The following is a 24,377-nucleotide window of genomic DNA, read 5'->3' as shown; positions in this document are numbered from 1 at the left end:
ACCACGACAACGGCCACACCGTCACCATCGCCGACTCCGCCAACCCCGACCAGGCCTCCTACCAGATGAGCATCGACAACCTCGCCGACTGGATCGCCACCCGCGGCTACAGCGCCACCTCCTGACCACCAGCGCGGGCACGTGGCGACGCCCGAGGCGGCAGCACCACGAAGGGCCCGACCCCACCACCACGGGGCCGGGCCCTTCGGCGTACCCGGGACCGGCCACCCGGCAGGATGCAGGGATGGCGAAACGACAGAGCCGCGCCGACGCGGACCCGGCCACCCGCCCCTGCCCGTGCGGGGCCGGCCAGCCGTACCCGCAGTGCTGCGGCCGGCTGCACCGCGGCGAGGCCGACGCCGCCACGGCGGAGGCGCTCATGCGGTCGCGGTTCAGCGCGTTCGCCGTCGGCGACGCCGCGTACCTGCTGCGCAGCTGGCACTCCGGCACCCGCCCGGCACGGCTGCGCCTCGACCCCGGCCAGCGCTGGACCCGGCTGGAGATCCTCGGCACCGACCGCGGTGGGCTGTTCGACACCGCCGGCTCCGTCGCGTTCCGGGCCCACTACCGGCAGGGCGGCCGGCCCGGGACGCTCACCGAACACAGCCGCTTCGTCCGGGAGGACGGGCGGTGGGTCTACCTGGACGCGCAGCCGCAGTGAGCCCCGACGGCGGCGAGCCGCACCGACGGCACGTCAACCCCGGGCCCGCCGGCCGGCGGCGACCAGCGCCGCCACCACCAGGTACGGCACGGCGGCCCAGACGAACGCGGTGCGGTTGCCGGCCGCCGTGGCCAGCAGCCCGTACGCGCCGTACACCCCCACGATCGTCAGGTCGGTGCCCATCCCCGCCAGCGAGGTGACCGTGGCCCGACCCGGCCCGGTGATGCTCGCCTGCAACCGGGCGCCGGTCAGCACGGTCGCCAGCTGGAACGCCGCGAACGCCACGGCGATCAGCACGAACCCCGCCGGCCGGCCGACGCCCGCGCCGACGGCCAGCGCCGACGCGGCCAGCGCCAGCAGCCCGGCGAGGCCACGCCGGCCCCACCGCTCCCCCACCGGGGCGAGCAGCCCGCCGACGGTCACCCCGGACCAGACCAGCAGCACCAGCAGCGGCACCGTGGACTCCGCCACCCCGGACTCCCTGGCCAGCAACGGCACGTACTCGTCGACCGCGCCCCACACCGCGGTCACGACCGCCACCAGCAGCACCGCCCCGCGTACGCGGGCATCGGCCCGGACCTCGGCCAGGGCGGACCGCAGGCAGCCCCACCACCCCTGCCTCCCGGGCGCGGCACACGCCGCGGGCCCGACGGGCACGTCGGCCGCGCGGTGCTCGGGGAAGCCGGTGGCCACGGCGGCGGCGAGAAGGCACGCCAGCACGCTGGCCGCCCCCACGGCCGGGTACCCGCCCCAGGCGAACACCGGCCCCGCCAGCGCGATCGACGCCATGACCGCCAGCACCTCGGCGGTACGGGCGCGGCCGATGATCCGGGCGTACCGGCCGGCCGCGCCCCCGCGGTCCAGCTCGGTGAACACGAGCGCCTCCAGGGCCCCGGTGCGCAGTGCCCCGCCCGCACCCCAGAGCACGAAGCCGGCCGCGAACGCCGGATACGACGGCAGCAGCACCCACAGCGCGAACCCCGCGCCGGCGCACAGCGGCGCGATGCACAGCAGCAGCCGGCGCGAGACGGCGTCCGCCCACGCCCCCGACGGGACCTCCAGCAGAAAACCGGCCACCGACCAGACGGCGAACAGGGAGGAGATCTGCCACACCGACAGCCCGGTGTCGCTGAACAGCAGTGCGTACAGCGGATAGAGCAGGACGAGGTCGGACAGGAACGCGTAGCCGTACAGGGTGGCCGTCAGCCGGCGGACCGCGGTGTCGGGCGCGCGGGCGGAGATGAGAACCATCGGACCTTCCACGGGGACGCGGACCGACACCGGGGTACGCGTACCCGGCGGCCCACGGCAGCGGTCGTCAACGTCGGATCAACCTCGCCGGGTCCGTGACCGTTTCGGCCGGCGGCGCGGCACGTGACGCCACGCCGGTGTCACTTCCCCGCCGGACGGCCTCTCGTGGGGATCGGGGCCGGTGCACGACCGTGCGGTTGGTGTCGCCCGACACAACCCGTAGCGCATCCTAGGACACTAGGTGCCAGGACTGGGCAGGCTGATGCGCCCGATGACCGGTCATCGGGCCGGTGGGCCGCCACGGTGGCCGTCGGCGCGTTCGGCCCCCGGCGCCGCGGCGGGCTCCCGCTCGGGCGTACCGGACGGGCCGGCCCCCGGCGCCGCGGCCGGCTCGTGCCCCACCGCCGCCGCACCGGACCGGCGGGCGACCACGTCGAAGAAGCGCAGCAGCTCGACCGGGAAGGGCATGACCAGGGTGCTGTTCTTCTCCGCCGCCACGTCCACCACCGTCTGCAGCAGCCGCAGCTGGTACGCCCCCGGCGTGCCCGCCATCGCCCGGGACGCGTCGGCCAACCGGCGGGACGCCTGGAACTCGCCGTCGGCGGCGATCACCCGGGCGCGGCGCTCCCGCTCGGCCTCGGCCTGCCGGGACATGGACCGCTTCATCCCCTCCGGCAGCGACACGTCCTTCACCTCGACGCGCTCGATCAGCAGACCCCACGGCTTCTCGGTCGGGGCGTCGATGACCGCCTTCAGCTCCGCGTTGATCCGGTCCCGGTCGCGCAGCAGGGTGTCCAGGTCGGCCTTGCCGATCACCGAGCGCAGCGCCGTCTGCGCCACCTGGAGCACCGCGGCCGGGTAGTCGCGCACGTTGACCAACGCCTTCACCGGGTCGACCACCCGGTAGTAGACGACCGCGTCGACGGTCAGCGTGACGTTGTCCCGGGTGATGACGCCCTGCGCGGGCACGCCGATGACCGTCGTCTGCATGCTCACCCGCACCATCCGGTCGGCGACCGGCACGATCAGTTGCAGGCCGGGCCCGCGGACGCGGTCCAGCACCCGCCCGAAGCGGAAGACGATGCCACGCTGGTACTGCTGCACCATGCGCACGCTCAGCGACAGCAGGAGCAGCGCGAGCACGACGACGATGACCAGGCCGACGACGGCGCCCACTGCCATGTCCCCCTCGATCCCGGAGGCCCCCCGCCTCCCGGCGCCGCGCATACCCGCGATGCCGCCCGGCATTCGTCCCGGTCGGCACCGGCCGGAGGCCGTCGGGCCCCACGCGGAGCACCGGCCACCGACCCCAGCGACCCACCCCTGGCGTTCCGCCGGCTGTGGCAATATTCTCCACCTCAGCCTTTCCCTCTGTAGCTCCTTTTCACCCCCGGTCGTCCATCGGCCACGAAGGAGATGCCATGCACCTCGACCATTCCGAACTGGACCGCCGCACGGTGCTGCGGGCCGGGCTCGGCGCGGCCGCGGTCGCCGTCGTCGGATCGGAACTCGCGTTCCCCACCGCCGCGCGGGCCGCTTCCGATTCGGACCTCGACTGGATCATCAGCTGCGACCAGTGGGGCGCCCGCCCGCCGAAGGACCCGCTGTCGGTCAGCGCCATCCCCACCAACAAGATCATCGTGCACCACATGGCGTTCCCGAACGTCACCGACTACTCCCGCGAGCAGGCGATCAAGCTGGCCCGGGACTGCCAGAACCTGCACATGGACGGCAACGGCTGGTCGGACACCGGCCAGCACTTCACGGTCAGCCGCGGCGGGTACGTGACGGAGGGCCGCCGCGGCAGCCTGGAACGGCTGACCGCCGGCGACCGGCAGATGATCTCGGCGCACTGCCCCGGCGAGAACGGCCGGGCCATCGGTATCGAGAACGAGGGCACGTACGTCACCGAGACGCCCCCGCAGGCGCTGCTGGACTCGCTGGTGCGGCTCTGCACGACGATCTGCCGCCAGTACGGGCTGCACGCCCACGACATCTTCGGCCACTGGGACTTCCGCAACACCCTCTGCCCCGGCGCGGCGTTCTACGCGCAGTTCCCGACGCTGCGCCGGCGCGTGTTCCGCGAACTGGGCACCGACCTCGCGGACGTGCCGGCGCGCCGCTGGCCGGACCTGTGGCGTTTCGTCAGCTCCCCCTCGGTGCGGGTGGTGCAGTACCTGCTCACCCACCGCGGCTACACCCTGTCGGTCAGCAGCGCCTTCGACGCGGCGACCGTGGCGGCGGTGCAGGACTGGCAGGCCCGCAACGGCATCCCGGTCGAGGTCGACGCCACGCTGACCACGCCGACGTGGGAGACGCTGGCGCCGGAGCTGGAGAAGGACGCCACCGGCGCCCCGGTCAGCGCCGCCCAGTTCATGCTGAACATGAAGGGCTGGGCCGACGTCGCCGTGAGCGGCCAGTTCGACTACGCCACCAAGAAGGCCGTCCAGGACCTGCAGCGGCTGCACGGCCTGGAGCCGAACGGCAAGGTCGACACGAACACCTGGTGCGCACTCGTCGGCGGCGTCGTCCGCCCGTCGTTCCAGGCGGACTGACACCGCGGGCGGCGGCGTGGGTGGGTCACCCGCGCCGCCGCCCGCTCCGGCGGGCGACGGGCCGGGCAGGACCGGGCCCCCCCGACGGGTTGCGGCGCTCGACGGCGTGGCCCCGCGGGCGGCGTCGGGCGGTCGCGCGCCGCGGGCACGCCGCCACCTGCGGGTACGCGGGGCGGTGCGCGCGATCAGCGCCCACGCGCCCCCAGTTCCAGCGGCCCGGGTACCGCGACCGTGGGCACGGCGGACGGCGCGGCGCTGGAGGCGCGGACGACCAGGCGCGGCGGGACCTGCTCGCGGCGGGGCGGCAGGCCGGGTTCGGCGATCCGCTGCAGCAGCAGCTCGGCGGCGCGCCGACCGCGCTCGGCAGAGCCGAGGGAGACGCTGGACAGCTGGGGAAACACCATCCGCGCCAGTTCGGTGTCGTCCATGCCGACCAGGGCGACGTCGTCGGGCACCCGGTGGCCGGCGGCGAGCAGGGCGTGCAGGGCGCCGACGGCGATGAGGACGTCGGCGCAGAGCAGGGCGTCGGGGCGGGCCCGGGCGAGCAGCCGCTCGGTGGCGGCGCGGCCCGCGTCGTACCGGAAGTCGCCCACCTCGACCAGGCGGTCGTCGAACTCGACGCCCCGCGCGGCGAGGGCGGCCCGGAAGCCGGCGGCGCGGGCCGCGCCGGGGACCGTGTCGAGGGGGCCGTTGACGAAGCCGATCCGCCGCCGGCCGGCGGCGAGCAGATGGTCCACGGCCAACGCCACGCCGGCGCGGGAGTCGGTGCGGACGTTGTCGACGGCGGCATCGGCGCCGAGCCGACCGACCACCACCACCGGAACGGGACTGTCGCCGATGGCGGCCAGGTGCTCCTCGGTGACCCGGATCAGCGAGGCGATCATCCCGTCGACGTGGCGGTTGGCCAGCCGGCGCAGCAGGGCGCGCTCGTCGTCGACCCGGCCGCCCGTGGCGTGCACCAGCAGTTGCCGGCCGGACGCGGCGACGATCTCCTCGACGGCCCGCGTCATCGCCGCGTACACCGGGTTGCCGAGGTCCTCGACGGCGAGCGCGACCAGGCCGGTGCGCTGCGACTGCAGCGAGCGTGCGACGGCGTTCGGGACGTATCCGACCTCGGCGGCGGCATGCACCTTGCGGACGGTCTCCGGGCCGCCGCCCACGCCGTTGAGCACCCGGGACGCCGAGGCGATCGAGACGCCGGCGCGGGCGGCGACGGTGTGCACTGCCGGCCGCCCGGCACCGAGGGTAGACGTTTACGACCCACGCCCCCCGGCACCTCCGCCTGCAACCCGTAAACGTTTCCGGGGGAGTCTGCGGGTCCGCCGACGACGGGGTCAAGGGTCTGTTACGAAGACGTCTCCGCCAGCCGCGACCAGGCCCTTTCGCCCACGTACGGCGCTACCGGCGGTGGACGCCGACCACCCGTCCGGTCACAGCGCGTGAGCGTGGTCATATCGGCTGGACGGGCGGCCCGGGTGCCCTGTTACTGTCGGTGCAGGTCATGAGCGCCAGCGCCAAGCCCCGGCTCGCTGGCCGGCAACCCTCCTCCGCGGTGGGGTGCCCCGGGTGAAGACCAGGCACCGGAGTGTCACCGGTGCAAGCGTGGCCTGGTCCCCAGGTCATCACCGACCCTGGAGAGCCATGTCTGCCTACCACCTCCGCCCGCCGGCCGGAGCCCCGCTCCCCCGCGTCGCGCTGGTCAGGCGCCGGCACGTGGACCTGATGCGAATGTGCAGCGCCGGCTGTCGCCGCACCTCGCGCTGAGCGCCCCCTTCCGGCAACCCCTCCCGGTACGCCCACCCGACGCCGTCCTCGGCGGTCGGCGGCGCGCCGTTTCCCCGATCCAGGAGACACCTGTGCGATTCCTTCCTGCCCTGACCAAGGTCGCCGCCCTCGGCGCCGCCGCCGTCCTCGCCGCCGGGGCGCTGACCGCCTGCGGCGACGACGCCCCGAACGCGGCGGACAACCCGTACGGCCTGCTCCAGGCCGGCGTGCTGCGCACCGGCACGCTCACCGACGCCCCGCCGAACGTCTACCTGAAGGACGGCAAGTTCACCGGCTTCGACAACGACCTGCTCACCGCGGTCGCGGCGAAGATCGGCCTGAAGGTGGAGTTCGTCGGCACCGACTTCTCCGCACTGCTGTCGCAGGTCAACAACCACAAGTTCGACGTCGGCAGCTCGTCGATCACCATCACCGAGGCGCGGAAGAAGACCGTCGACTTCGGCAACGGCTACGACTTCGGCTACTTCGGCCTCGACGTCCCGGCCGGCTCCTCGATCACCGGCTTCGACCAGCTCGCGGGCAAGCGGGTCGTGGTCGTGCAGGGCACCGTGCAGGACGACTACGCCACCGGGCAGAACCTGAACCCGGTGCGGGTGCCCGACTACAACGGCGCGCTCAACCAGCTCAAGGCAGGCACCGCCGACGCGTGGATCGCCCCGGCCGAGATCGGCGAGAAGACCGCCGCCGACAGCGGAGGCAAGATCAAGGTGGCGGCGAAGCAGCTCAGCCCCGCCCCGACCGCGTACGCGGTGGCCAAGGGCAACGACAAGCTGCGCGAGGCGCTCAACAAGGGCCTCGACGAGGTCATCGCCGACGGCACCTGGAGCCGGCTGCAGGCCCAGTACTACCCGGGCCGCCCGATCCCGGCCGACTTCAAGCCGGGCAGCGGCACCGTGCCGGTCCCGTCGGCGGCGACCGAGCCGTCCGGGACGGCCGCGCCGTCGGCGTCCGCCTCGGCGGCTTCCTGACGGTACGTGACGAGCGAGCGGGACGGACGGGACGATGGATCCACTGAGCACCCTGTGGGAGACGTTCTTCGACTGGGACTCGATGCGCGCGGCGCTGCCCGAGATGCTGACGGTCGGGCTGCCCAACACGCTGATCCTGGCGATCTCGGCCGCCCTGCTCGGCTCGCTGCTGGGCATTCTGCTGGCCGTGGCCGGCATCTCCCGTACCCGGTGGCTGCGCTGGCCGGCCCGGGTCTACACCGACGTCTTCCGGGGGCTGCCCGCCGCGGCGACGATCCTGCTCATCGGCGTCGGGCTGGCGCCGCTGGGCATGCAGGTGTGGGGTCCCAACCCGTACCCGCTGGGCATCCTGGCGCTGTCGCTGATCGCCGCGGCGTACATCGGGGAGATCTTCCGGTCCGGCATCCAGAGCGTGGAGGCCGCGCAGCTGGAGGGCGCCCGGGCGCTGGGCTTCTCCTGGGGCGAGGCGATGCGGCTGGTGATCATCCCGCAGGGCGTGCGCCGCGTGCTGCCGGCGTGGGTCAACCAGCTCATCGCGCTGATCAAGGACTCCAGCCTGGTCTACTTCCTCGGCCTCGTCGCCAGCCAGCGGGAGCTGTTCCGGATCGGGCAGGACCACGCGGCGAACACCGGCAACGAGTCCGCACTGCTGCTGGCGGGCCTGTTCTACCTGGCGCTGACCGTGCCGCTGACCCACGCGGTCAACTGGATCGACCGGCGGCTGCGGCAGGGGCGCCCGGCCGCCGCGGCCGACGACGACGGCGGGCTGGCGCTGGCCGGCGAGACCGCGCTGCCCGGGGAGGCTGCCGTCGGCGGCCCGGCAGGGAGGGAGCACCGATGAGCACCGCCACGAGCGCGCCGGTCAGCCTGAGCGTCCGGGACGTGCACCTCGCCTTCGGCGCCAACCGGGTGCTGCGCGGCGCGAGCCTGGACGTCGCCCGGGGCGGCACGGCCTGCGTCATCGGCCCGTCCGGCTCCGGCAAGTCCACGCTGCTGCGCACCATCAACCGGCTGCTCGAGCCCGACCGGGGCGACGTGCTGCTGGACGGGCGCAGCGTGCTGGGCGACGACCCGGACGCGCTGCGCCAGCGGGTCGGCATGGTCTTCCAGCAGTTCAACCTGTTCCCGCACATGACCGTGCTGCGCAACGTCACCCTGGCGCTGCGCCGGATCAGGCGCCTCGGCGACGACGAGGCCGCGCAGGTGGCCCGCGCCCAACTGGAGCGGGTCGGGCTGGCCGGCAAGGCCGACGCCCGGCCGGCGCACCTGTCCGGCGGGCAGCAGCAGCGGGTGGCGATCGCCCGGGCGCTGGCGTTGCAGCCGCAGGTGATGCTCTTCGACGAGGCGACGTCGGCGCTCGACCCGGAGCTGGTCAAGGGCGTGCTGGGCATCATGGCCGAACTGTCGGCGGGCGGGATGACCATGGTGGTGGTGACCCACGAGATGGGCTTCGCCCGCGAGGTCGCCGACACGGTCGCGTTCATGGACGGCGGCGTGGTGCTGGAGGCCGGCGAACCCGCCGCGATCTTCGAGCACCCCGAGCACCCGCGGCTGCGCCGCTTCCTCTCCCAGGTGCTCTGACCGAGTACGCGGTCAGCCAAGCACCCGCCTGACCAGCCGGGTGCCACGGAGGGCTGTAGGCCCCGCTGCGGCAGGCCCCCGGTCATGGCGGTGTTCCTCGATACCCTGACCAGATGCGCCCTTTCCGTGCGAGCCTCGGACCGCTGCTGCTACTTGCCCTCGCCGCCTGCTCGGGTCCCGACACGGCCGCGACCGCACCTTCCTCGTCGCCGGCCGCGCCGCCCCGGCCCGGCCGGCTGGTGTCGAGCGCCCACCCGTACACCGCCGACGGCCCCGCCACGCCCACGGACTACGGCGCTCCCGGTACACCGCACGCGAAAATCATGCGTGAGCTGCAACAACAGGTGCTGAACCAGGCCGGCGCGCCGGCGCACACGTCGGTGACCTGCGACAAGAAGTTCATCACCGGCAGCGTGAAGGCGAAGTGCACGGTGAGGTTCGACGACCTCGCGGTGCCGATGGACGTGACCGCCTCGATCGCCGACCAGTACATGACCTGGTCCGCCGTCGCCTCGGTCGGCGTGCTGTCCCGGACGAACGTGGGCTGGCTGTGGAGCAGCGAAGCAGCCAACAACAACGCCCGGCCGGGCACCGCGATGTGCGACGCCGCGATGCCCGACCAGGCGGTGTTCCCCTTCGGCACGACGCCGTTCTTCTGCTGGTACACCGCCGGGGAAGGCACCGTGGTGGAGAGGCAGGTGTCGGTCGGCCGGCGGGGCATCACCTTCGAGAAGGCCTGACCGAGCCCTGGCGACGCTTCGGCACGCGGCCGAGACGCTCGGCCACACCGTCCGTCGCCTCGAAGCACTGGTCGCTGCGACGCGGGTCAGCGCCGACTCGTCAAGGCAACGTCACTGGGACGGAACAGGGGCGGCCGTGACCGCCCGGCCGGTCAGGCACGCGGCGGCGGGCCGGCCGGGTAGGCGCGGGTCTCGGCGGCCTCGACCGCCGCCCACACCGGCTGGCCCGGGACGAGGCGCAGCCGCGCGGCGGCGGTCGGGCTGACGTCGGCGGCCACCGGGAGCGGCCCGTCGAGCTGGACGCGCAGGTTGTCGCCGTGGCGCTGCACCCCGCTGACGGTGGCGGGCCAGGTGTTGCGGGCACAGCCGTCGGGCCGAGCGGGGTGCAGGGCGACGGCGGCGGGCGGAAACGCGACGAAGGCGTCCCCACGCACCCGGTCGGCGGCGGTGAGGGCCAGCCCGCCGACCCGGACGGCGTGGCCGTCGGCGTGGCCGCGGTGCAGGTTCAGCCCGACGAGCCGGGCCACGTACTCGGTGCGGGGCCGCGCGGTGACGGTGGCCGCGTCGCCCTCCTGCACGACCCGGCCCTCCTCGACGATCACGAGGCGGTCGGCGAGCACCAGCGCGTCGAGCGGGTCGTGGGTGACCAGCACGGCCGCGCCCGGGTGGGCGGCGAGGTGGCGGTGCAGCTCGGCGCGGGTGTCCAGCCGGGTGCGGGCGTCGAGGGCGGCGAGGGGCTCGTCGAGCAGCAGCAGGGTCGGGTCGACGGCGAGGGCGCGGGCGAGCGCGACCCGCTGGGCCTGCCCGCCGGAGAGCTGCCGGGGCCGGCGGCGGGCCTGCTCGGCGAGGCCGACCCGGCCGAGCCAGGCCAGGGCGTGGGCCCGGGCGGCCCGCCGGTCGAGACCGCGCCGGCGGGGCCCGAAGGCGACGTTGTCGAGCGCGCTCAGGTGGGGGAAGAGCAGGTAGTCCTGGAAGACGACCCCGACGGGGCGGCGCTCCGGCGGGGTCCACACCCGCCGGTCGGGCCGGTCGAGGTCGGCCCCGCCGAGGGTCAGGTGACCGGCGCTCAGCGGGTGCAGGCCGGCCAGGACGCGCAGGGCGGTCGTCTTGCCCGCGCCGTTGGGGCCGAGCAGCGCGACCACCTCGCCGGCGTGCGCGCGCAGCGGCACGTCGAGGCGGAGGGCGCCCCGGTCGGCGACCAGGTGGGCGTCCAGCAGCGGCGGGTCGGCGGCGGTCACGGGCCGGCGATCCACCGGTCGCGCAGCCCGGCGAGGATGGCCACCGAGACGGTGAGCAGGACCAGGCTGAGCACGATCGCGGCCTCCACGTCGGTCTCCAGGGCGAGGTAGACGGCCAGGGGCATGGTCTGGGTGCGGCCCGGATAGTTGCCGGCGAACGTGATGGTGGCCCCGAACTCGCCGAGGGCGCGCGCCCAGCACAGCACCGCCCCGGCCGCGACGCCGGGGGCGACCAGCGGCAGGGTGACGTGGGTGAACGTGGTCCACCGGCCGGCGCCGAGGGTGGCGGCGGCCTCCTCGTAGCGGGCGTCGGCGCCGCGCAGCGCGCCCTCGACGGCGATGACGAGGAACGGCATGGCCACGAACGCCTCGGCCAGCACCACCCCGGCGGTGGTGAACGGCAGCGTGACGCCGAGGGTGGCGTCGAGCCAGCCGCCGAGCAGCCCGCGGCGGCCGAAGACCAGCAGCAGGGCCACCCCGCCGACCACGGGCGGCAGGACCAGGGGCACCGTGACCAGCGCCCGGACCAGCCGGCGGCCGGGGAACGGCACCCGGGCCAGCAGCCAGGCCAGCGGTACGCCGAGAGCGAGGCAGAGCAGCGTGGCGAGGGTGGCCGTGAGCAGGGACAGCCGCAGCGCCGCGAGCACCCCGGGGGCGGCGAGGCGCTGCGGCAGTTCCGCCCAGGGGGTGTGGGCGAGCAGCCCCAGCAGCGGCAGGACGAGGAAGGCCAGGCCGAGGCCGGCGGGGACGAACAACGCCAGCGGCACCCGCGCGCCGCGGGCGCGGCGGCCGACGCCGGCGCGCCCCTCGGGCGGCGCCGGCGGCGCGGTCGGGCGTGCCACCGGGGTCAGGACCCGGGGGCCTGGAAGCCCGCGGCGGTGAGCGCCGCCCGCCCCCGGTCGGACAGGACGTACGCGACGAACGCCCGCGCCGCGGCCCGGTTGCCGGCGTGCCGGAGCACCACGACGGGGTAGTCGTTGACGGCGCGGGCGGACTCGGGGAACTCCACGGCGTCCACCTCGGACGCGGCGGCGGTGGCGTCGGTGCGGTAGACCAGCGCGGCGTCGACCTCGCCGAGGCGCACCTTCGCCAGTGCGCCCCGGACGTCCTGTTCGAGGGTGACCGGGGTGAGCGACACCCCGGCGGCGTCGAGGGCCGTGCGGGCCGCCGCGCCGCAGGGCACCTGCTCGGCGCAGAGCGCGACCTTCACGCCGGGGCGGGCCAGGTCGGCCAGCCCCCCGACGCGCCCCGGGTTGCCCTTCGGCACGGCGACGACGAGCTGGTTGCGGGCGAAGGTGGTGGGGGCGCCGTCGGCGTTGCCGGCGGCGGCGACGGTGGCCATGGTCGCCGGCGAGGCGGCGGCGAACACGTCGGCCGGGGCGCCCTGGTTGATCTGCGTGGCCAGGGCGGAGCTGCCGGCGAAGCTGAACGTGACGGTGGCGCCGGGGTGGTCGGCCTCGAACTCCTTGCCGAGCCGGGTGAACGTCTCGGTCAGCGACGCCGCCGCGAACACGGTGACCGGGCCGCGCACCCCGTCGCCGGGCGCGGCCGGGCGGGGCGTCTCGGCGCACCCGGCGAGCACGAGCACCAGGGCGGCAGCCAGCGAACCCCATCTCGCGGTCACGCGCCGCTCCTTCCCCTGGGTGCGGACGCCGGCCGCTCCACCACCACCGTCGTCGACTTGATCACCGCCACGGCCACCGAGCCGACCCGCAGGTCGAGGTCGTCGACCGCCTCGCGGCTCATCAGCGACACGACGCGGAACGGCCCGGCCTGGATGTCGACCTGGGCCATGACGGCGTCCTTGACCACGGCGGTGACGATGCCGCGCAGCCGGTTGCGGGCCGAGGAGAACTCCGCCTGTCCGTCGGGGGCCACGGCCGCGGCGCGGACGAACCCGGCCAGGTCGACGCCGTCGACGACCCGGTGCCCGTGCTCGTCGCGGGCCGCGGCCAGCCGGCCGGCGTCGATCCAACGCCGCACGGTGTCGGTGCTGACGCCGAGCAGCTCCGCCGCCTCGCCGATCCGGAACACGGTCACACGGGCACCCTACCGGGCCGCAGGTGCGGCCCGCATCCCCCGAACCGACCAGCATCCGCCCGGGCTCGGCGGGCGCGGGGCTAGCGGATGCGGCCTCAGGGCAACAGTTCGGCCGTCGCGTACTCCTGTTCCGCCCACGCCTGGGCCAGGGCGGCCGGCTCCGGGTACCGGTCGTCCGGGTCCGGCCGGATCGCCTGGTCCACCACCGCCCGCTCGCCGGCGGTGCCCCGCCACCCGCCCGGCGAGTCGAGCAGGTGGTGCAGCACGCGGCCGAGCGCGAACACCGTCGTCCGGTGGTCGATCCGCGCGCCCCGCGCGAACTCCTCCGGCGCCATGTACCGGCGGGAGCCGGGCAACCGGTCGGAGGCGAGCAGGAACGGCTGCGGCCGGTACTCGTCCAGGTCGACCAGGCGCATGCGGTGCGCGTCGAAGTCGTACAGCAGGCAGCCGTCGTAGAGGTCCACCGCGACGTACCCGGCGGCGGCGACGGCGACGTGCGCGTCGAGGACCGTCGCCAGCGCCGCCCGCGCCTCGGGCAGGGGCAGGGTCTGGAACCGGGCCAGCCCCATCCGGTCCGACCCGTGGACGGTGGCGCGGTTGAGTACGGTCCCCGCCCGCCACGGGTACACCAGGACGGGACCGTCGGTGCCGTCGAGGACGACCTCGGGACGCACGATCGCGGCGTGCCGTACGGCGGCGTGCAGCCCGAGCGCGCGGGCCAGGGACGCGGCGGCGGCGGGCGTACGGGGCCGCTTCACGAACCACCGCCGGCCGTCCACCTGCACACCGTACGAGAGGCAGCCGGAGTCCTGGTCGTCGAAGACGACGAACGCCTCCTCGGGCTCGGGAACCCGCACCGGGCCACCCTACCGGCCCCGCACCGGCCGCCCGCCGCCGGCTGCGGTGCGCCGCGCTGACCCCTCGCTTCGTTGACCAAGAGGTTTGCGTCGTCTCTCGCCGGCCTCACGACGGAAACCTCTTGATCAACCCCGTGCCGGCCGGCCGGTCGTTTATGAGAGGCGGGGCGGGCCGGGGCGGCCTATGGTGGCGGGCGTGTTGATCAGGCGGGAGACGGGCGAGGACGTCGCGGCGATCCGGGCCGTGCACGGCGCGGCGTTCGCCAAGGCGGACGCCCCGGGCGACGTACCGGTGGAAGTGGGATTGGTCGACGCGTTGCGCGCCAGCGAGGCGTGGCTGCCCGCGCTGTCGCTGGTCGCCACCGACCCGGACGGGCAGGTCGTCGGGCACGTGGTGTGCACGCGGGGGTGGGTGGCCGGCGAGCCGGTCGCACTCGGGTTGGGGCCGCTGGGCGTACTGCCCGCGTGGCAGGGGCGCGGGGTCGGCAGCGCGCTGACGCACACTGTGCTCGGCGCGGCCGACGCGCTGGACGAGCCGCTGGTGGTGCTGCTGGGCCACCCCGACTACTACCCGCGGTTCGGGTTCCGCCCGGCGGTCGACCTCGGCGTCACGCCGCCGCAGCCCTGGGGGCCGCGATACTTCCAGGCCCGCCCGCTCACCGCGTGGCGCCCGTCGATCCGCGGCGAGTTCACGTACGCGCAGCCGTTCAACGACCTCTGACGGGCTGCTCCGTCCGGTCGAACGTCAGCGGTTCACTGCGCCGCGGCATCAGCAGCAGGACGCCCACGCCGAGCACGGCCACCACGACCAGCGCGAGGAAGACGTGGTGCGTCGCGTCGTACAGCGAGTCGCGGACGTACTCGGCCACCGCCGGTGCCATGGTCTGCGCGCCGACCACGAGGCTGCTGGCGTCCGCGTCGGCGGGGATCCGCCCGGCGACGTCGGCGGGCGGCTCGGCGAACCGGGCGGCCAGGGTGGCGTTGGCGATCGCGCCGAACACCGCGGCGCCGACCGCGCTGCCCAGCGAGCGGCTGAACATGTTGGTGCCGGTGACCACGCCCCGGCGTTCCCACCCGACCACGGACTGCACGGCGACCAGCGTCGGACTGGCGGCGAGGCCGAGCCCGACGCCGACGACGAAGGCCCCCGCCGCGGTCATCCACAGCGGCGAGTCCGCCGCCAGCAGCGAGATCAGCGCCGTGCCGCCGATGACGAACACGCTGCCGATGAGCGCGGTGTCCCGGAAGCCGATCCGGAGGTAGACGCGCCCGGAGAGGGTGGCCGCAATCGGCCAGCCGATCGTGAGCGCCGCCAACGCGAACCCCGCCACCAGCGCGCTGGTCCCGAGCACGCCTTCGGCGTAGGTCGGCAGGTACGAGCTCAACCCGATCGTCACGGCCCCGACGACCAGCGAGGCGAGGTTCCCGCCGACGAGCGTGCGGCGACGGAACACCCACAGCGGCAGCACGGGCTCGGCGGCGCGCCGTTCCACGAAGACGAACGCGACGAGCAGGACCGCGCCGGTCACGAAGATCGCCGAGGTCGGGACGGAGGCCCAGGGCCAGGCCACTCCCCCTTCGAGGAGCCCCAGGATGAGCAACGACAACCCGCCCGTGAGCAGGGCGGCCCCGGCGTAGTCGACCTTGTGCCTGCTGCGGGTCACCCGCTCGGAGAACTGGCGGGCCAGCACCACCGCCGCGACCGCCCCGAGCGGCACGTTGACGAAGAAGATCCACCGCCACGACAGGTAGTCGGAGAAGACCCCGCCCAGGGTGGGGCCGAGCACGGAGGCGACCGCCCAGACGCTGGCCAGGTATCCCTGCACCCGGGCCCGTTCCTCGACGGTGTAGAGGTCGCCGACCATCGTCATGCTGACCGGTGAGACGGCGCCGGCGCCGACCCCCTGCACGGCGCGCGCGACGATCAGCACGGGCATGCTCCAGGCGACGCCGCACAGGACCGAGCCGAGCAGGAACATGGCGATGCCGAAGAACATCACCGGCTTGCGGCCCAGCGAGTCGGCGAACTTGCCGTACAGCGGCACGGTGACCGCCTGGGTGAGCAGATAGATCGAGAACAGCCACGGGAACTGGGAGAAGCCGCCCAGGTCGCGGACGATGGACGGCACCGCGGTGGCGATGATCGTGGCGTCGACGGCGACCAGGCCGATGCAGAGCATGATCGCGCCGAGCACGGGACCACGCTCGGACCGCAGCCCGACGCCTGTCGGGGCGTCCGCCGTCGGTGTCGTCGCCAACCGGGCCTCTCCTTTGGAGGGTAGGGATGAATCGGAGACTAACTGCTTCGCCCCGCTAACGAATCCCCGGCGGCGATGGACGGGATGAGACCCACGTCACCGCGAAGCGCCAGGACGCCACGGCGGGCCGAACTTGTCAGAGCACGGCGACCCCCACCAGGGTCAGCTCGTCGGGCCCGTCCTCGAGCGGCGCCCCGGCTGCCGCCTGCAATCCCGCACCGATCACGCCTGCGCCGTCGCGCCGCAGCCACAGCCGTCCCACGCCGGCCTTGCCGCCACGCGCCGCCAGGACGACGCGTCCCTCGTAGAGATCGAGCTGGCCGGGCACAACCGGCTCGAACACCTCCCCTGGTGCCTCGTCGACCAGAAACCGCCGCGTCGCGGCCAGGGCAGGGGTGACGTCGGCGAGGCTCACCCGCAGAGCGCCGACCCGAGATCGGTCGGGCTTGCCGAGCAGCCGGGTGAGCACGTCGGCGGCCACGCCACGGCGCAGCTGCTCGTGATAGCGCTCGTTGCGGAAGACACGCAAGCACCGGTAGCAGCTCGTCTCGGGGCCGCACTCACAGTCGCGCACCCGGCGCGTCGCCTGGTCGAGCACCTCGCGCAGTCGTTCCGCGATCCGCTGCACGTGCCCCGCGCCGCCGGGCACCGTGTCATAGAGCATGATGACGCTGCGTCCCGCCTCGGTCTGATACAGCGTCGCGTCGATGTCGTCGCGGCTGATCTCAAGGGCGATGACCGCCCCCTCCACCACGGCGTACGCCACGGACCGCCAGGCGCTGTCGTCCAAGCCGTGGGCGGCAGCACCCTCGACGCTCAGTTCGAGGACGTCTGTCTGGTACTTGTGGGCCAGCGACAGGTGTTCCATCCGGCCCCTGCACTCCCGGCCGCTGAGCGGACTCTGGTGGGTGGTCAGCCCCTGGATCGCCGAGTGCCCGTAGCCGCACGTGGCGCAGATGAGGAAGCCCCGACCGGCTGCTCCGTCGCTGATGGCGACGAGCTCACCCCGGGCGCCGGCCCGGATGGTGACGGTGCCACCGGCCAGATCCAGCTTGTCTTCGTAGAGTTCCGCGCCGGGCGAGACGACGTGGGTCGCGCCGTGCCAGGTTCGGCGCGGGGCGTGGGTGGGCCGCCGCGCGCTGTGGGGGGCGGCGACGAACCCGAAGACCGGGACGGCGTACTGGCGGGGTGCGCCGGTCAACGGTGCCCCACAGGCGGGGCACCCCGGATCCAGGCGATCGATGGAGTCGCGGTAGTGGCCGCAGCCGTCGCACACGGCGTAATACCGTCGCTCCAGGTCCCGCCCAGGGAGTCGGTAGACGCCAGCCGACGTCCACGTCAAGCCACCGGCGACCACCTCGGCGCCGGGCGCGTACTCGTAGATCGCGGAGGACAGGTCGCGGAACAGCTCCAGCTGCCGGGCGTTCTGGGCGTCGGCATACGTAAGTCGCAGTTCGACGGTGTCCACCGGGAAGCCGTACTTGGGCAGGACGTTGCGGTTGGCGAGGAGCCCGAGCAGGTCCCGATCGGTGATGGTCCTCATGACGCGGCTGTAGCGGGCGGCCTTGTCGTCGTGACGCGCGGCGAACGCCTCCTGCCGCTTCTGCTCATAGGTGTCGACGTCCTGCTGCAGCTCGGCCCGGACGGACTCGAGCAGGTCGAGCAGGTGCTCGACCCAGGCGGCGGTGTCCACTCCGATGATCTCCCGCACGTCGGGGGGCAGGACCTGCCGCAGCGAGTCCGTGACGGCGGCGGGCACCGGGGTGAGGAAGTCGCGGACCAGCGCGACGGGAGCCGTGCCGGTGTCGTCGGGCAGCAGGAACTCCCCCGCCGTGCGCCACACGGTGCCGTGGGTGCGGAACTGGTGCCGGAAGAACGCGGCGAGCGCGACGGAGTGGGCGTGACGGCGGTCGATACGGACGTTGTCGAGGGGCACGTAGGGCGCCCGGACCTCACCGGCGATCATCCGATTCGGCTCGGCGAAGCGGGACAGGTCGTGCGAGCGCCGCTGGGCGTAGGTGACGACGAGCGCGGCGGCGGCGGCCCGCCGGCCGGCGCGGCCGGCGCGCTGGACGTAGTTGGCGGTGGTGGGCGGCATGTTGCGCAGCATGACCGCCTGCAACTCGCCGACGTCGACACCGAGTTCGAAGGTCGTCGAGCAGGACAGCGCGTTCACCTCACCGCGGATGAACTGCTGTTGGATCTCCGCGGCCCGCTCGCTGGTCCACTGCGCGGTGTGCTCCAACACGCGCAGCGGCACCGGCTTCATGTCGCGGTACACGTTGCGGTAGTGGTCCGTGTCCACCTCGGCGGCCGGTGGGCTCCAGCGTTCGAGCATCCCATCGCAGGCCATGGTGGGGCAGGTGCCGCGCACGTGGAACGGAGTGAGCCGGCGGCAGGTCGCGCACTGCCACAGGACGGTGTCGCCGGTGACCGGGGTGCAGGTGATCAGGGCGGGATCGAGCTGGTAGACCTGACCGATGCCGGGCTCGGTGGTGGAGAGCAACCACTCCCGTTGCTGCCCCTTCGTCAGCAGGTGCCAGACGCCGTCCAGGATCCGCACGGGATCCGTCGGGTGACCGAGCCGGTCGAGCAGCCTGCGCAGGTAGTCGAACCTGCGGTTGACGCCCTTGGCGGGCAGCCAGCTCAGCACCTTGCGGCGGCGGTCCGCGCCGGTGCCGCGAACGTAGATGGGCCCGAGGCGCGGCTCGAACGCCTCGTCCCGGGGATCCACGCCGTCGAGCGCCGCGACCGCGCCCTGCAGGCGGATCGACCGAACCAGTTCACCGACGAGCGCCCAGGCCTCGTCGGCGGTGAGGCCGAGGTCGAGCAGCGGCTGCGGTGCCGTCCAGGTCGGGTCGCGAAGCATGTCCCAGACGAGCAGACCTCGGCCTTCGAGCGAGTTGCGTTCGTCCACGCCGACGACCTCGACCTGCGCCCAGAGGGCGACCTGCCGTTCCCGGGCCTGTCGAGACTGCCGGCGGTCGAAGACGCCGTACCGGTCGGCAGCCCGGCCGGTGTGGTAGACCACGTCCTCCAGCCGGACCTCGTCGTCGGCCTTCGCGGCGGCCGAGGCGCCCTCGTGCAGCAGCCGCCGGCGCTGCATCCGCTCGTAGGAGTCTTCCAGGTACGGGGCGAAGTACGCGGCGGACTGCCGGCTGTCGCTGAACAGCAGCAGCTTGCGCCCGCCGCCCTTGCGCCCCTGCTGCACGGGATCGGGTGCCACGGGCAGCTTCTGGTACAGCACGGTGGCCAGAACGGAGGCGGAGGCCTCGTTACCACTGGCGAAGAGCCGGACGAGGCCGGCACCGCGCCCCCCGCAGGCCAGGCACGCGGTGAGCTCGTCGGTGCGGTGCCGCAGGAACCGCACCTGACGCATGGGCGACTCGGGGCAGCGGGGGCAGGTGGCCGCCGGGCCGGTCTGGAAGACGCCGCAGCGACCGCACAAGCTACCGAGCTCGCCCGCGGCACCGCGCCGGCCGCCCGACGTCGTCTCCTCCTCGTCCTCGTCCGTGGTCACCACGTCGGCCAACGCCATCCACACCTGCTGCTCGTCGCGGGAGCGGCGGGAGCGGAAGACGGCGTGGGCGCCGACCCGCTCCAGCGTGCCCGACAGGTAGACGGTGCCGCAGCGGCGACACGTGCCGAACTCGAAGGCGGCGTCGGAGCACCGCTCGCACCGCTCGTGTCGGGTCAGGCTGACGTGCGGGCCGTGGCGCCCCAGACACGTGAAGGCACCTTCGGTGGCCCGGGCAAACAGGTGGTAGCGGGCGGAGAGCACCGGGGAGCCGTCGCGGTCGTGGACGCTGTTGGCGAGGGCGACCAGCGCGGCGAGGGCCGACTGGTCGCCGTCGGCGAACAGTGCGGTCGCCGCCTGCGGCAGCGGCACCGGCTCGTGGGCGAGGAGCGCTTTGAGCCGGCGGACCCGCTGCTCGTGGGCCAGGGCCTCCGCAGGGTCGTCGGTGACGTGGCCGTGCTCCCGGGCCCGGTCGAGAACGGCGCGGGCGGGGTCGGCGGCGTGCAGGAGCTCGCCGTACGCGGCAGCGGGCAGGGGTCCCCATTCCGGGCCGGACGGGAGCGCGACCCGGTCGGCGGTGACGACGTCCTGCCGGGTCTCGTCGTGCGCGTCGAACTCGAACGGGGCCGGGAACAGGGCGGCCGCGAAGTCGGCGACCGCCCGCATGTCGCCGCCGACGGTCGCGCTGGTGGCGATGCACTGGACGGGCCGGTCCGCGTTGACCCGGTCGACCAGGCGGCGCAGCAGCATGGCCAACTCCGCCCCGCGGGCGCCGTCGTAGACGTGCGCCTCGTCGACGACGATGAACTGCCAGTGCCCGGCGTGTTCCCCCTCGAACAGGTCCATGTCGAGGGGCCGCAGCAGCAGGTATTCGAGCATCGCGTAGTTGGTCAGCAGCAGGTGCGGCGGCCGTTGCCGCATCTCCTCCCGGCTGAGCAGCTCGTTCGGCAAGGGACGCTCGTCCGGGTGCTGCCGCTCGAAGACCTCGACGGCCTCCCGGCGGGTCTGCCGCGTCTCCCCCGTGTACCGGCCGAAGGTGATGTCCGGGGCCTCGGCCAGCAGGCCGCGCAGTCGCTTCATCTGGTCGTTGGCGAGCGCGTTCATCGGGTAGAGCAGCAGCGCCCGGACGCCCGGGCCGAGCGTGCCGGCCGAGCGTTCGGCCATGAGCCGGTTGAGAATCGGCAGGAGGAAGCTCTCCGTCTTACCGGAGCCGGTGCCCGTCGCCACGACGAGGTTGCGCCCGGCGGCGGCCTTGCGGATCGCGCGTTCCTGATGCCGGTACAACGGGCGGTCGAGGTCCAGGCCGGCGCCGAGCGTGGCGATGCCGGGGGCCAGGACACCAGCCTCGATGAGCTGGCGCGGGGTGGACGAGGTGACGTACGGCGGCGTCGCCTCCAGCAGCGGCCCCTTGGTGAGCTCCTGGTTGATCGCGTCGCTGATCGCGCCGTCCAGCGCCGCCGCCAGCCGCGGGTCCCTCGGCTCCACCAAGGTCCGCAGGTAGCGCCGGTACGTGGCGACGATGGCGTCGCTGGTGGCGATGGGGTCGAGGATCATCGGGCAACTCCGGATCCGATCAGGATGAACTCGGCTAGCAGAAGGTCGATGGTGACGAGGCGGGGTGCGCTGCGGGCGAGCGTCGCGTGCGCGGGCAGGGTGCGCGGCAGCAGCCGGGCGCAGCCGTCGTGTCCTCGGGCGGCGAGCCGTGCCACGAACGCCAGGGCGAGTGACACGGCGGGCAGAGCCTGCCAACCGCTCGTCGGGTTGCGCGCCCGCACCGCCTCCGTCACCCGTGTCCCGCCGCCGGCGTGCAGCTGTTGGCGAGAGTCGAGGAGCAGGTCCCTCGCGGCGCTTGAGACCCGGCCGAGGCCTGGCCGGATCCGCACCTCGAACAGGTGCCGGGCGGCGGTCACGCGCTCGTCGGCGTCGAGCAGCCCGCCCGGCACGATTCGCATCGCCCGCCACATCTGGTCGCGTATCTCGACGGGAAGCGCGGCGAGCCGCAGGGCGGACTCGTCGAAACGGCCCACGATGCGATGGGGGTCGTCCCCGCCGTCGAGGATGCGCAGCGCCACGTCGCCGCAGACCGCCGAGATCTGCTCGCGCAGCTGCTCGTCCCGGACGCCGAGGCGATGAGCGCTGGCGAGCATGCCGGCCAGCGCGCTGATCCCCCACAGCCTGAGCTCGTCGCGCTCGCCGACGTACTCCCGAGGCGGCGCGGCGATCAGGCCCGAGTGCACGAGCGGGGCGACCAGCCGGTCGGCCGAGGTCGTGGTCCTGGTCAGCGCCGTGAGGGTCGGCCCGGGATGTTGGCGAAGCCCGGTGCAGGCACCCCGGACGTCACGCGTCACCCTCCCGCGCAGGTCGTCCGCGCGGTGATACAGGTCGATCAGCAGCGGCGCGATGTCCGGGCGGTCGGGCAGGTCGTCGAGCCCCGCCAGGTAGCCCGACACGGCGTCCTCGGCGCCGTCATGTGCGCTGGGCTTCCACTCGCGGTCGGCGATGTCGAAGGCGTTCTCCGCGCCGGGCCAGTCGGGCCACTCCGCCGGCACCCACGGGTCCTCGACGCGCAGCAGCGCCACCAGCGGCCCGGCGGCCGTGACCTCCGATGGAAGCGAATCGCTGATCAGGTCACGGTGCAGGGACACCACGTGCGGCGGACGCCACGGCGCGTACACCTGGTACAGCCCGGCGACGAGGCCGTCGGCGTACACCCCGCCGACCAGGTGCAGCCGGTCGTCCTCGACGAGCACGGAGCTGGCGAGGCGGCGCGGAGTGCAGCGGGCGACGGGAATGTCCTGCCCGTTGACGCGCACGTCGAGCTGGGCGATGCCGTGCACGCCGACGGTGTCCGCGATGGCGGCGAGGGAGAACCGCGCCAGTGGCTGCCCGTAGGTGGCGCCGGTGGCAACGGTCTGCAGCTCCCGCCCGGCGGCCTTGACGACGAGTTGGGCGTCGGTCACGTGGGGAAGCCGCACCAGCAGCTCGCCCTCGCCGATCGTTTCGGTGTCCAGGCGCAGCGGCTGCAGCGACCAGTCGGCGCGGGTGCCGCCGCTGAGCCGCTGGACCGCCATGTGCGCCGGTGTCACCCGCACAGTGGCCGCTCCGGCGGGGCTGTCGAGCCGCACCTCGGCGGCGAGGTCCTTCGACCCGAGCCGCGCCTCTGTCGGGGTGACGGTCAGGTGGTGCAGGGTCGGGGTGGCGCGCACGGCCGCCGGTTCCAGGCCGTCGGCCCGCATCTCCCGCCAGGAGGGGTTGGATCGGGCGTTCAGCCCCTCGGCCAGTTCGAGGGTGCGGGACAACCCACGGCCCAGGGGCCCGCGGACGGTCACCTCGTACGTACCCACGAGGGGGCGGGGCAGCCGCTGCCACGGGTCGACGGTGGTGTCCCGGGTGACGGTGACGGCCTCGGAGAACAGCTGCTCCGAGCCCCTGCGGATGCGGATGGACCACTCGGTCGCAACGCCAAGCTCGGTCGGTAGGGTCAGCGCCGGCGCGGCGGCGACCACCGGGGCGCCGGCGGGGTTGAATACGCCGGCCAGGGGCGGGTCGAGGCGCAGCTGCGCGCGCCGAGCCCCCTTGACCCGTCGTGGCGCGCCGTCGCCCAGGCGCAGCTCGGAGGTGTGGGTGAGGTCGACGCGGCGGAGGGTCCAGCCGAGCCAGCCGTACGGGGCGGGAACGTCGCCGAGGTCGCCAAGCTCGCCGGTGACGTGCAGCTCCAGCGGGGCCCGGGCGTCGTTCTCCTGCGGGTAGAGCAGCCAGACGGGTTCCGGTGGCAGGCTGGACGTCGCCGGCAGGCGTCGGCCGTCGTCGGTGAACACCAGCAGCGGGTCCCGCTGGTCGACGAGCTCGATCTCGTACTCCTGGTCGTACGTGGCGAGTTCGACGACGAGGTGCCGGGCGGGACGGGCGATGGTCAGCGCCGTCGCGGGTGCGGTCTCCCGCACTCCCGGCCACATGGACCGGCTGACGACGGTCTGCGCCGCGTCGTCGACACGCACGTGCCACACGACATGGCCGTCCGCGGCGTCGGGCACCGCAGGCAACCGGACCAGGAGCCCCCGGCCGAAGGGCTCAAGCTCCAGGTATGGGCGGAAGTGGGTGGTGCGGTGGCCGGAGTGGGTGCGGTCCGCGGTCGCGGTCCAGTCGAGCTGGCCCGCCTCGGCGAGCCGCTGGGCCTTCGTGATCAGGTGTGCGGGCAGCCCGAGCCCGTCGGCGTGGAACGCCGGCTGGCGGAGCCGGTCCAGCAGGTCCAGGCAGCGGTCGAGCAGGTCCTCGGCGTAGTCACCGCCGTACTGCAGGAACCGCTGCACGGGCTTGTCCAGCTGCAACAGGCGGGACTCCCGGCCCGGGGTGAGCGCCCATGCCAGGAAGTGTTCCGCGGACATGCCCGGGTCGCGGACGAGCCGATGCAGCAGCAGGTTCAGCAGGTCGCTGATGCAGTATGCGGGCACCCCGGCGTGCATGAGGATCTCGCCGACGTTGATCTGCGGCAGCCCCGGGAATCGGGCCAGCTTGAACCGGTCGAGGTTGGCGCGGAACACCTCGCCCCACAGGGTCTGGTCGACGCGCCCGAGTGCCAACTCGTGCACCGCGCTCCAGTAGTTGCCATGCTCGTACCCGATCGCGCCGACACCGGCCAGACCGACGACCAGGCATGCCGGGTACCGGTTGGTCAGCAGCCAGCGGCGGTCGTACGAACTCGTGCCGGCGCAGACCCGACCGAGGGCGCGGATCGCCTGCCTGGCCTCGTCTTCCGGGACGCCCAACTCGGCGGCGAGGGAGACGGCGGACAGGGCGGGGGCCCAAGCGTGTTCCCTGTCGCGAAGGAACTCCGAGGCTTGTGACATTCTTCCCCTCAAGAAGTGGCCGAAGCCGTGGAGCGACTATGCGAGTGGTTGCTTGCCGACACAAGGTGAGCAGTACCTG

General features: G+C 74.0%; 18 protein-coding genes, 1 pseudogene and 1 riboswitch. Of the genes and pseudogenes, 8 read left to right on the top strand and 11 right to left on the bottom strand.

Annotation, left to right across the window (positions count from 1 at the left end; genetic code table 11):
- Positions 1-125 (top strand): annotated as a pseudogene (locus tag ABGB16_RS14280) (phytochelatin synthase); the annotation flags it as partial.
- 119 nt (positions 126-244) lie between these two features.
- Positions 245-661: a YchJ family metal-binding protein gene (locus ABGB16_RS14275; protein ID WP_347668515.1), complete on the top strand. Its 417-nt coding sequence runs from the start codon at positions 245-247 to the stop codon at positions 659-661.
- Positions 662-694: 33 nt separating this feature from the next.
- Here ABGB16_RS14275 and ABGB16_RS14270 read toward each other — a convergent pair whose 3' ends face one another.
- Entirely contained in the window at positions 695-1,912 is a 1,218-nt protein-coding gene (locus ABGB16_RS14270) for an MFS transporter (protein WP_347668514.1), read from the bottom strand.
- A gap of 279 nt (positions 1,913-2,191) precedes the next feature.
- Entirely contained in the window at positions 2,192-3,094 is a 903-nt protein-coding gene (locus ABGB16_RS14265; protein WP_347668513.1) for an SPFH domain-containing protein, read from the bottom strand.
- Positions 3,095-3,333: 239 nt separating this feature from the next.
- Here ABGB16_RS14265 and ABGB16_RS14260 point away from each other — a divergent pair, with 239 nt between their 5' ends.
- Positions 3,334-4,467 carry an N-acetylmuramoyl-L-alanine amidase gene (locus ABGB16_RS14260; RefSeq protein ID WP_347668512.1) on the top strand — a complete coding sequence of 378 codons (1,134 nt, stop codon included), beginning with the start codon at positions 3,334-3,336 and terminating at the stop codon, positions 4,465-4,467.
- A 185-nt stretch (positions 4,468-4,652) separates the two neighbouring features.
- Here ABGB16_RS14260 and ABGB16_RS14255 read toward each other — a convergent pair whose 3' ends face one another.
- Entirely contained in the window at positions 4,653-5,690 is a 1,038-nt protein-coding gene (locus ABGB16_RS14255) for a LacI family DNA-binding transcriptional regulator (RefSeq protein ID WP_347668511.1), read from the bottom strand.
- A 274-nt stretch (positions 5,691-5,964) separates the two neighbouring features.
- A riboswitch (SAM riboswitch) is annotated at positions 5,965-6,076 on the top strand.
- 247 nt (positions 6,077-6,323) lie between these two features.
- Between ABGB16_RS14255 and ABGB16_RS14250 the strand changes: the two genes are divergently transcribed.
- From ABGB16_RS14250 to ABGB16_RS14235, 4 genes are all read left to right on the top strand, one after another.
- The gene (locus tag ABGB16_RS14250) at positions 6,324-7,220 is read left to right on the top strand and encodes an ABC transporter substrate-binding protein (RefSeq protein WP_347668510.1); all 897 of its coding nucleotides are present in this window, start codon (positions 6,324-6,326) and stop codon (positions 7,218-7,220) included.
- Positions 7,221-7,254: 34 nt separating this feature from the next.
- Positions 7,255-8,061 (top strand): amino acid ABC transporter permease, encoded by an 807-nt coding sequence (locus ABGB16_RS14245; protein ID WP_347668509.1) that lies wholly within the window; start codon positions 7,255-7,257, stop codon positions 8,059-8,061.
- Positions 8,058-8,801: an amino acid ABC transporter ATP-binding protein gene (locus tag ABGB16_RS14240; RefSeq protein WP_347668508.1), complete on the top strand. Its 744-nt coding sequence runs from the start codon at positions 8,058-8,060 to the stop codon at positions 8,799-8,801. Before ABGB16_RS14245 ends, ABGB16_RS14240 begins: the two co-directional genes overlap by 4 nt.
- A gap of 113 nt (positions 8,802-8,914) precedes the next feature.
- A complete protein-coding gene (locus ABGB16_RS14235; protein ID WP_347668507.1) occupies positions 8,915-9,541 on the top strand; it encodes a hypothetical protein in 627 nt (208 codons plus the stop codon).
- Between the two features lie 152 nt (positions 9,542-9,693).
- Here ABGB16_RS14235 and ABGB16_RS14230 read toward each other — a convergent pair whose 3' ends face one another.
- The 5 genes from ABGB16_RS14230 to ABGB16_RS14210 all read right to left on the bottom strand — a co-directional run bounded on the left by ABGB16_RS14230 (position 9,694) and on the right by ABGB16_RS14210 (position 13,676).
- Positions 9,694-10,794 (bottom strand): ABC transporter ATP-binding protein, encoded by a 1,101-nt coding sequence (locus tag ABGB16_RS14230; protein WP_347668506.1) that lies wholly within the window; start codon positions 10,792-10,794, stop codon positions 9,694-9,696.
- Positions 10,776-11,546 (bottom strand): ABC transporter permease, encoded by a 771-nt coding sequence (locus tag ABGB16_RS14225; RefSeq protein ID WP_347668516.1) that lies wholly within the window; start codon positions 11,544-11,546, stop codon positions 10,776-10,778. Before ABGB16_RS14225 ends, ABGB16_RS14230 begins: the two co-directional genes overlap by 19 nt.
- Before the next feature lie 80 nt (positions 11,547-11,626).
- Positions 11,627-12,403, bottom strand: coding sequence for a molybdate ABC transporter substrate-binding protein (gene modA / locus ABGB16_RS14220; protein ID WP_347668505.1), 777 nt, complete (start codon positions 12,401-12,403; stop codon positions 11,627-11,629).
- Entirely contained in the window at positions 12,400-12,819 is a 420-nt protein-coding gene (locus ABGB16_RS14215) for a MerR family DNA-binding transcriptional regulator (protein WP_347668504.1), read from the bottom strand. The genes modA and ABGB16_RS14215 overlap by 4 nt, the downstream gene beginning before the upstream one ends.
- 95 nt (positions 12,820-12,914) lie before the next feature.
- Positions 12,915-13,676 (bottom strand): serine/threonine protein kinase, encoded by a 762-nt coding sequence (locus ABGB16_RS14210; protein ID WP_347668503.1) that lies wholly within the window; start codon positions 13,674-13,676, stop codon positions 12,915-12,917.
- A 196-nt stretch (positions 13,677-13,872) separates the two neighbouring features.
- Here ABGB16_RS14210 and ABGB16_RS14205 point away from each other — a divergent pair, with 196 nt between their 5' ends.
- Positions 13,873-14,397: an N-acetyltransferase gene (locus ABGB16_RS14205; RefSeq protein WP_347668502.1), complete on the top strand. Its 525-nt coding sequence runs from the start codon at positions 13,873-13,875 to the stop codon at positions 14,395-14,397.
- Here the strand turns inward: ABGB16_RS14205 and ABGB16_RS14200 are convergent.
- The 3 genes from ABGB16_RS14200 to ABGB16_RS14190 form a co-directional block, all read right to left on the bottom strand.
- Positions 14,384-15,934 (bottom strand): MDR family MFS transporter, encoded by a 1,551-nt coding sequence (locus ABGB16_RS14200; protein ID WP_347668501.1) that lies wholly within the window; start codon positions 15,932-15,934, stop codon positions 14,384-14,386. The genes ABGB16_RS14205 and ABGB16_RS14200 overlap by 14 nt on opposite strands.
- 136 nt (positions 15,935-16,070) lie before the next feature.
- The gene (locus tag ABGB16_RS14195; protein ID WP_347668500.1) at positions 16,071-21,005 is read right to left on the bottom strand and encodes a DEAD/DEAH box helicase; all 4,935 of its coding nucleotides are present in this window, start codon (positions 21,003-21,005) and stop codon (positions 16,071-16,073) included.
- Positions 21,002-24,298 (bottom strand): hypothetical protein, encoded by a 3,297-nt coding sequence (locus ABGB16_RS14190; protein ID WP_347668499.1) that lies wholly within the window; start codon positions 24,296-24,298, stop codon positions 21,002-21,004. Before ABGB16_RS14190 ends, ABGB16_RS14195 begins: the two co-directional genes overlap by 4 nt.
- Between the last annotated feature and the right edge of the window lie 79 nt (positions 24,299-24,377).

This window comes from Micromonospora sp. B11E3 (assembly GCF_039871625.1).
Taxonomy (GTDB): Bacteria; Actinomycetota; Actinomycetes; order Mycobacteriales; family Micromonosporaceae; genus Micromonospora.
Note: the sequence above shows the minus strand (reverse complement) of the source record. Positions and strands in the feature narration are given on the sequence as shown.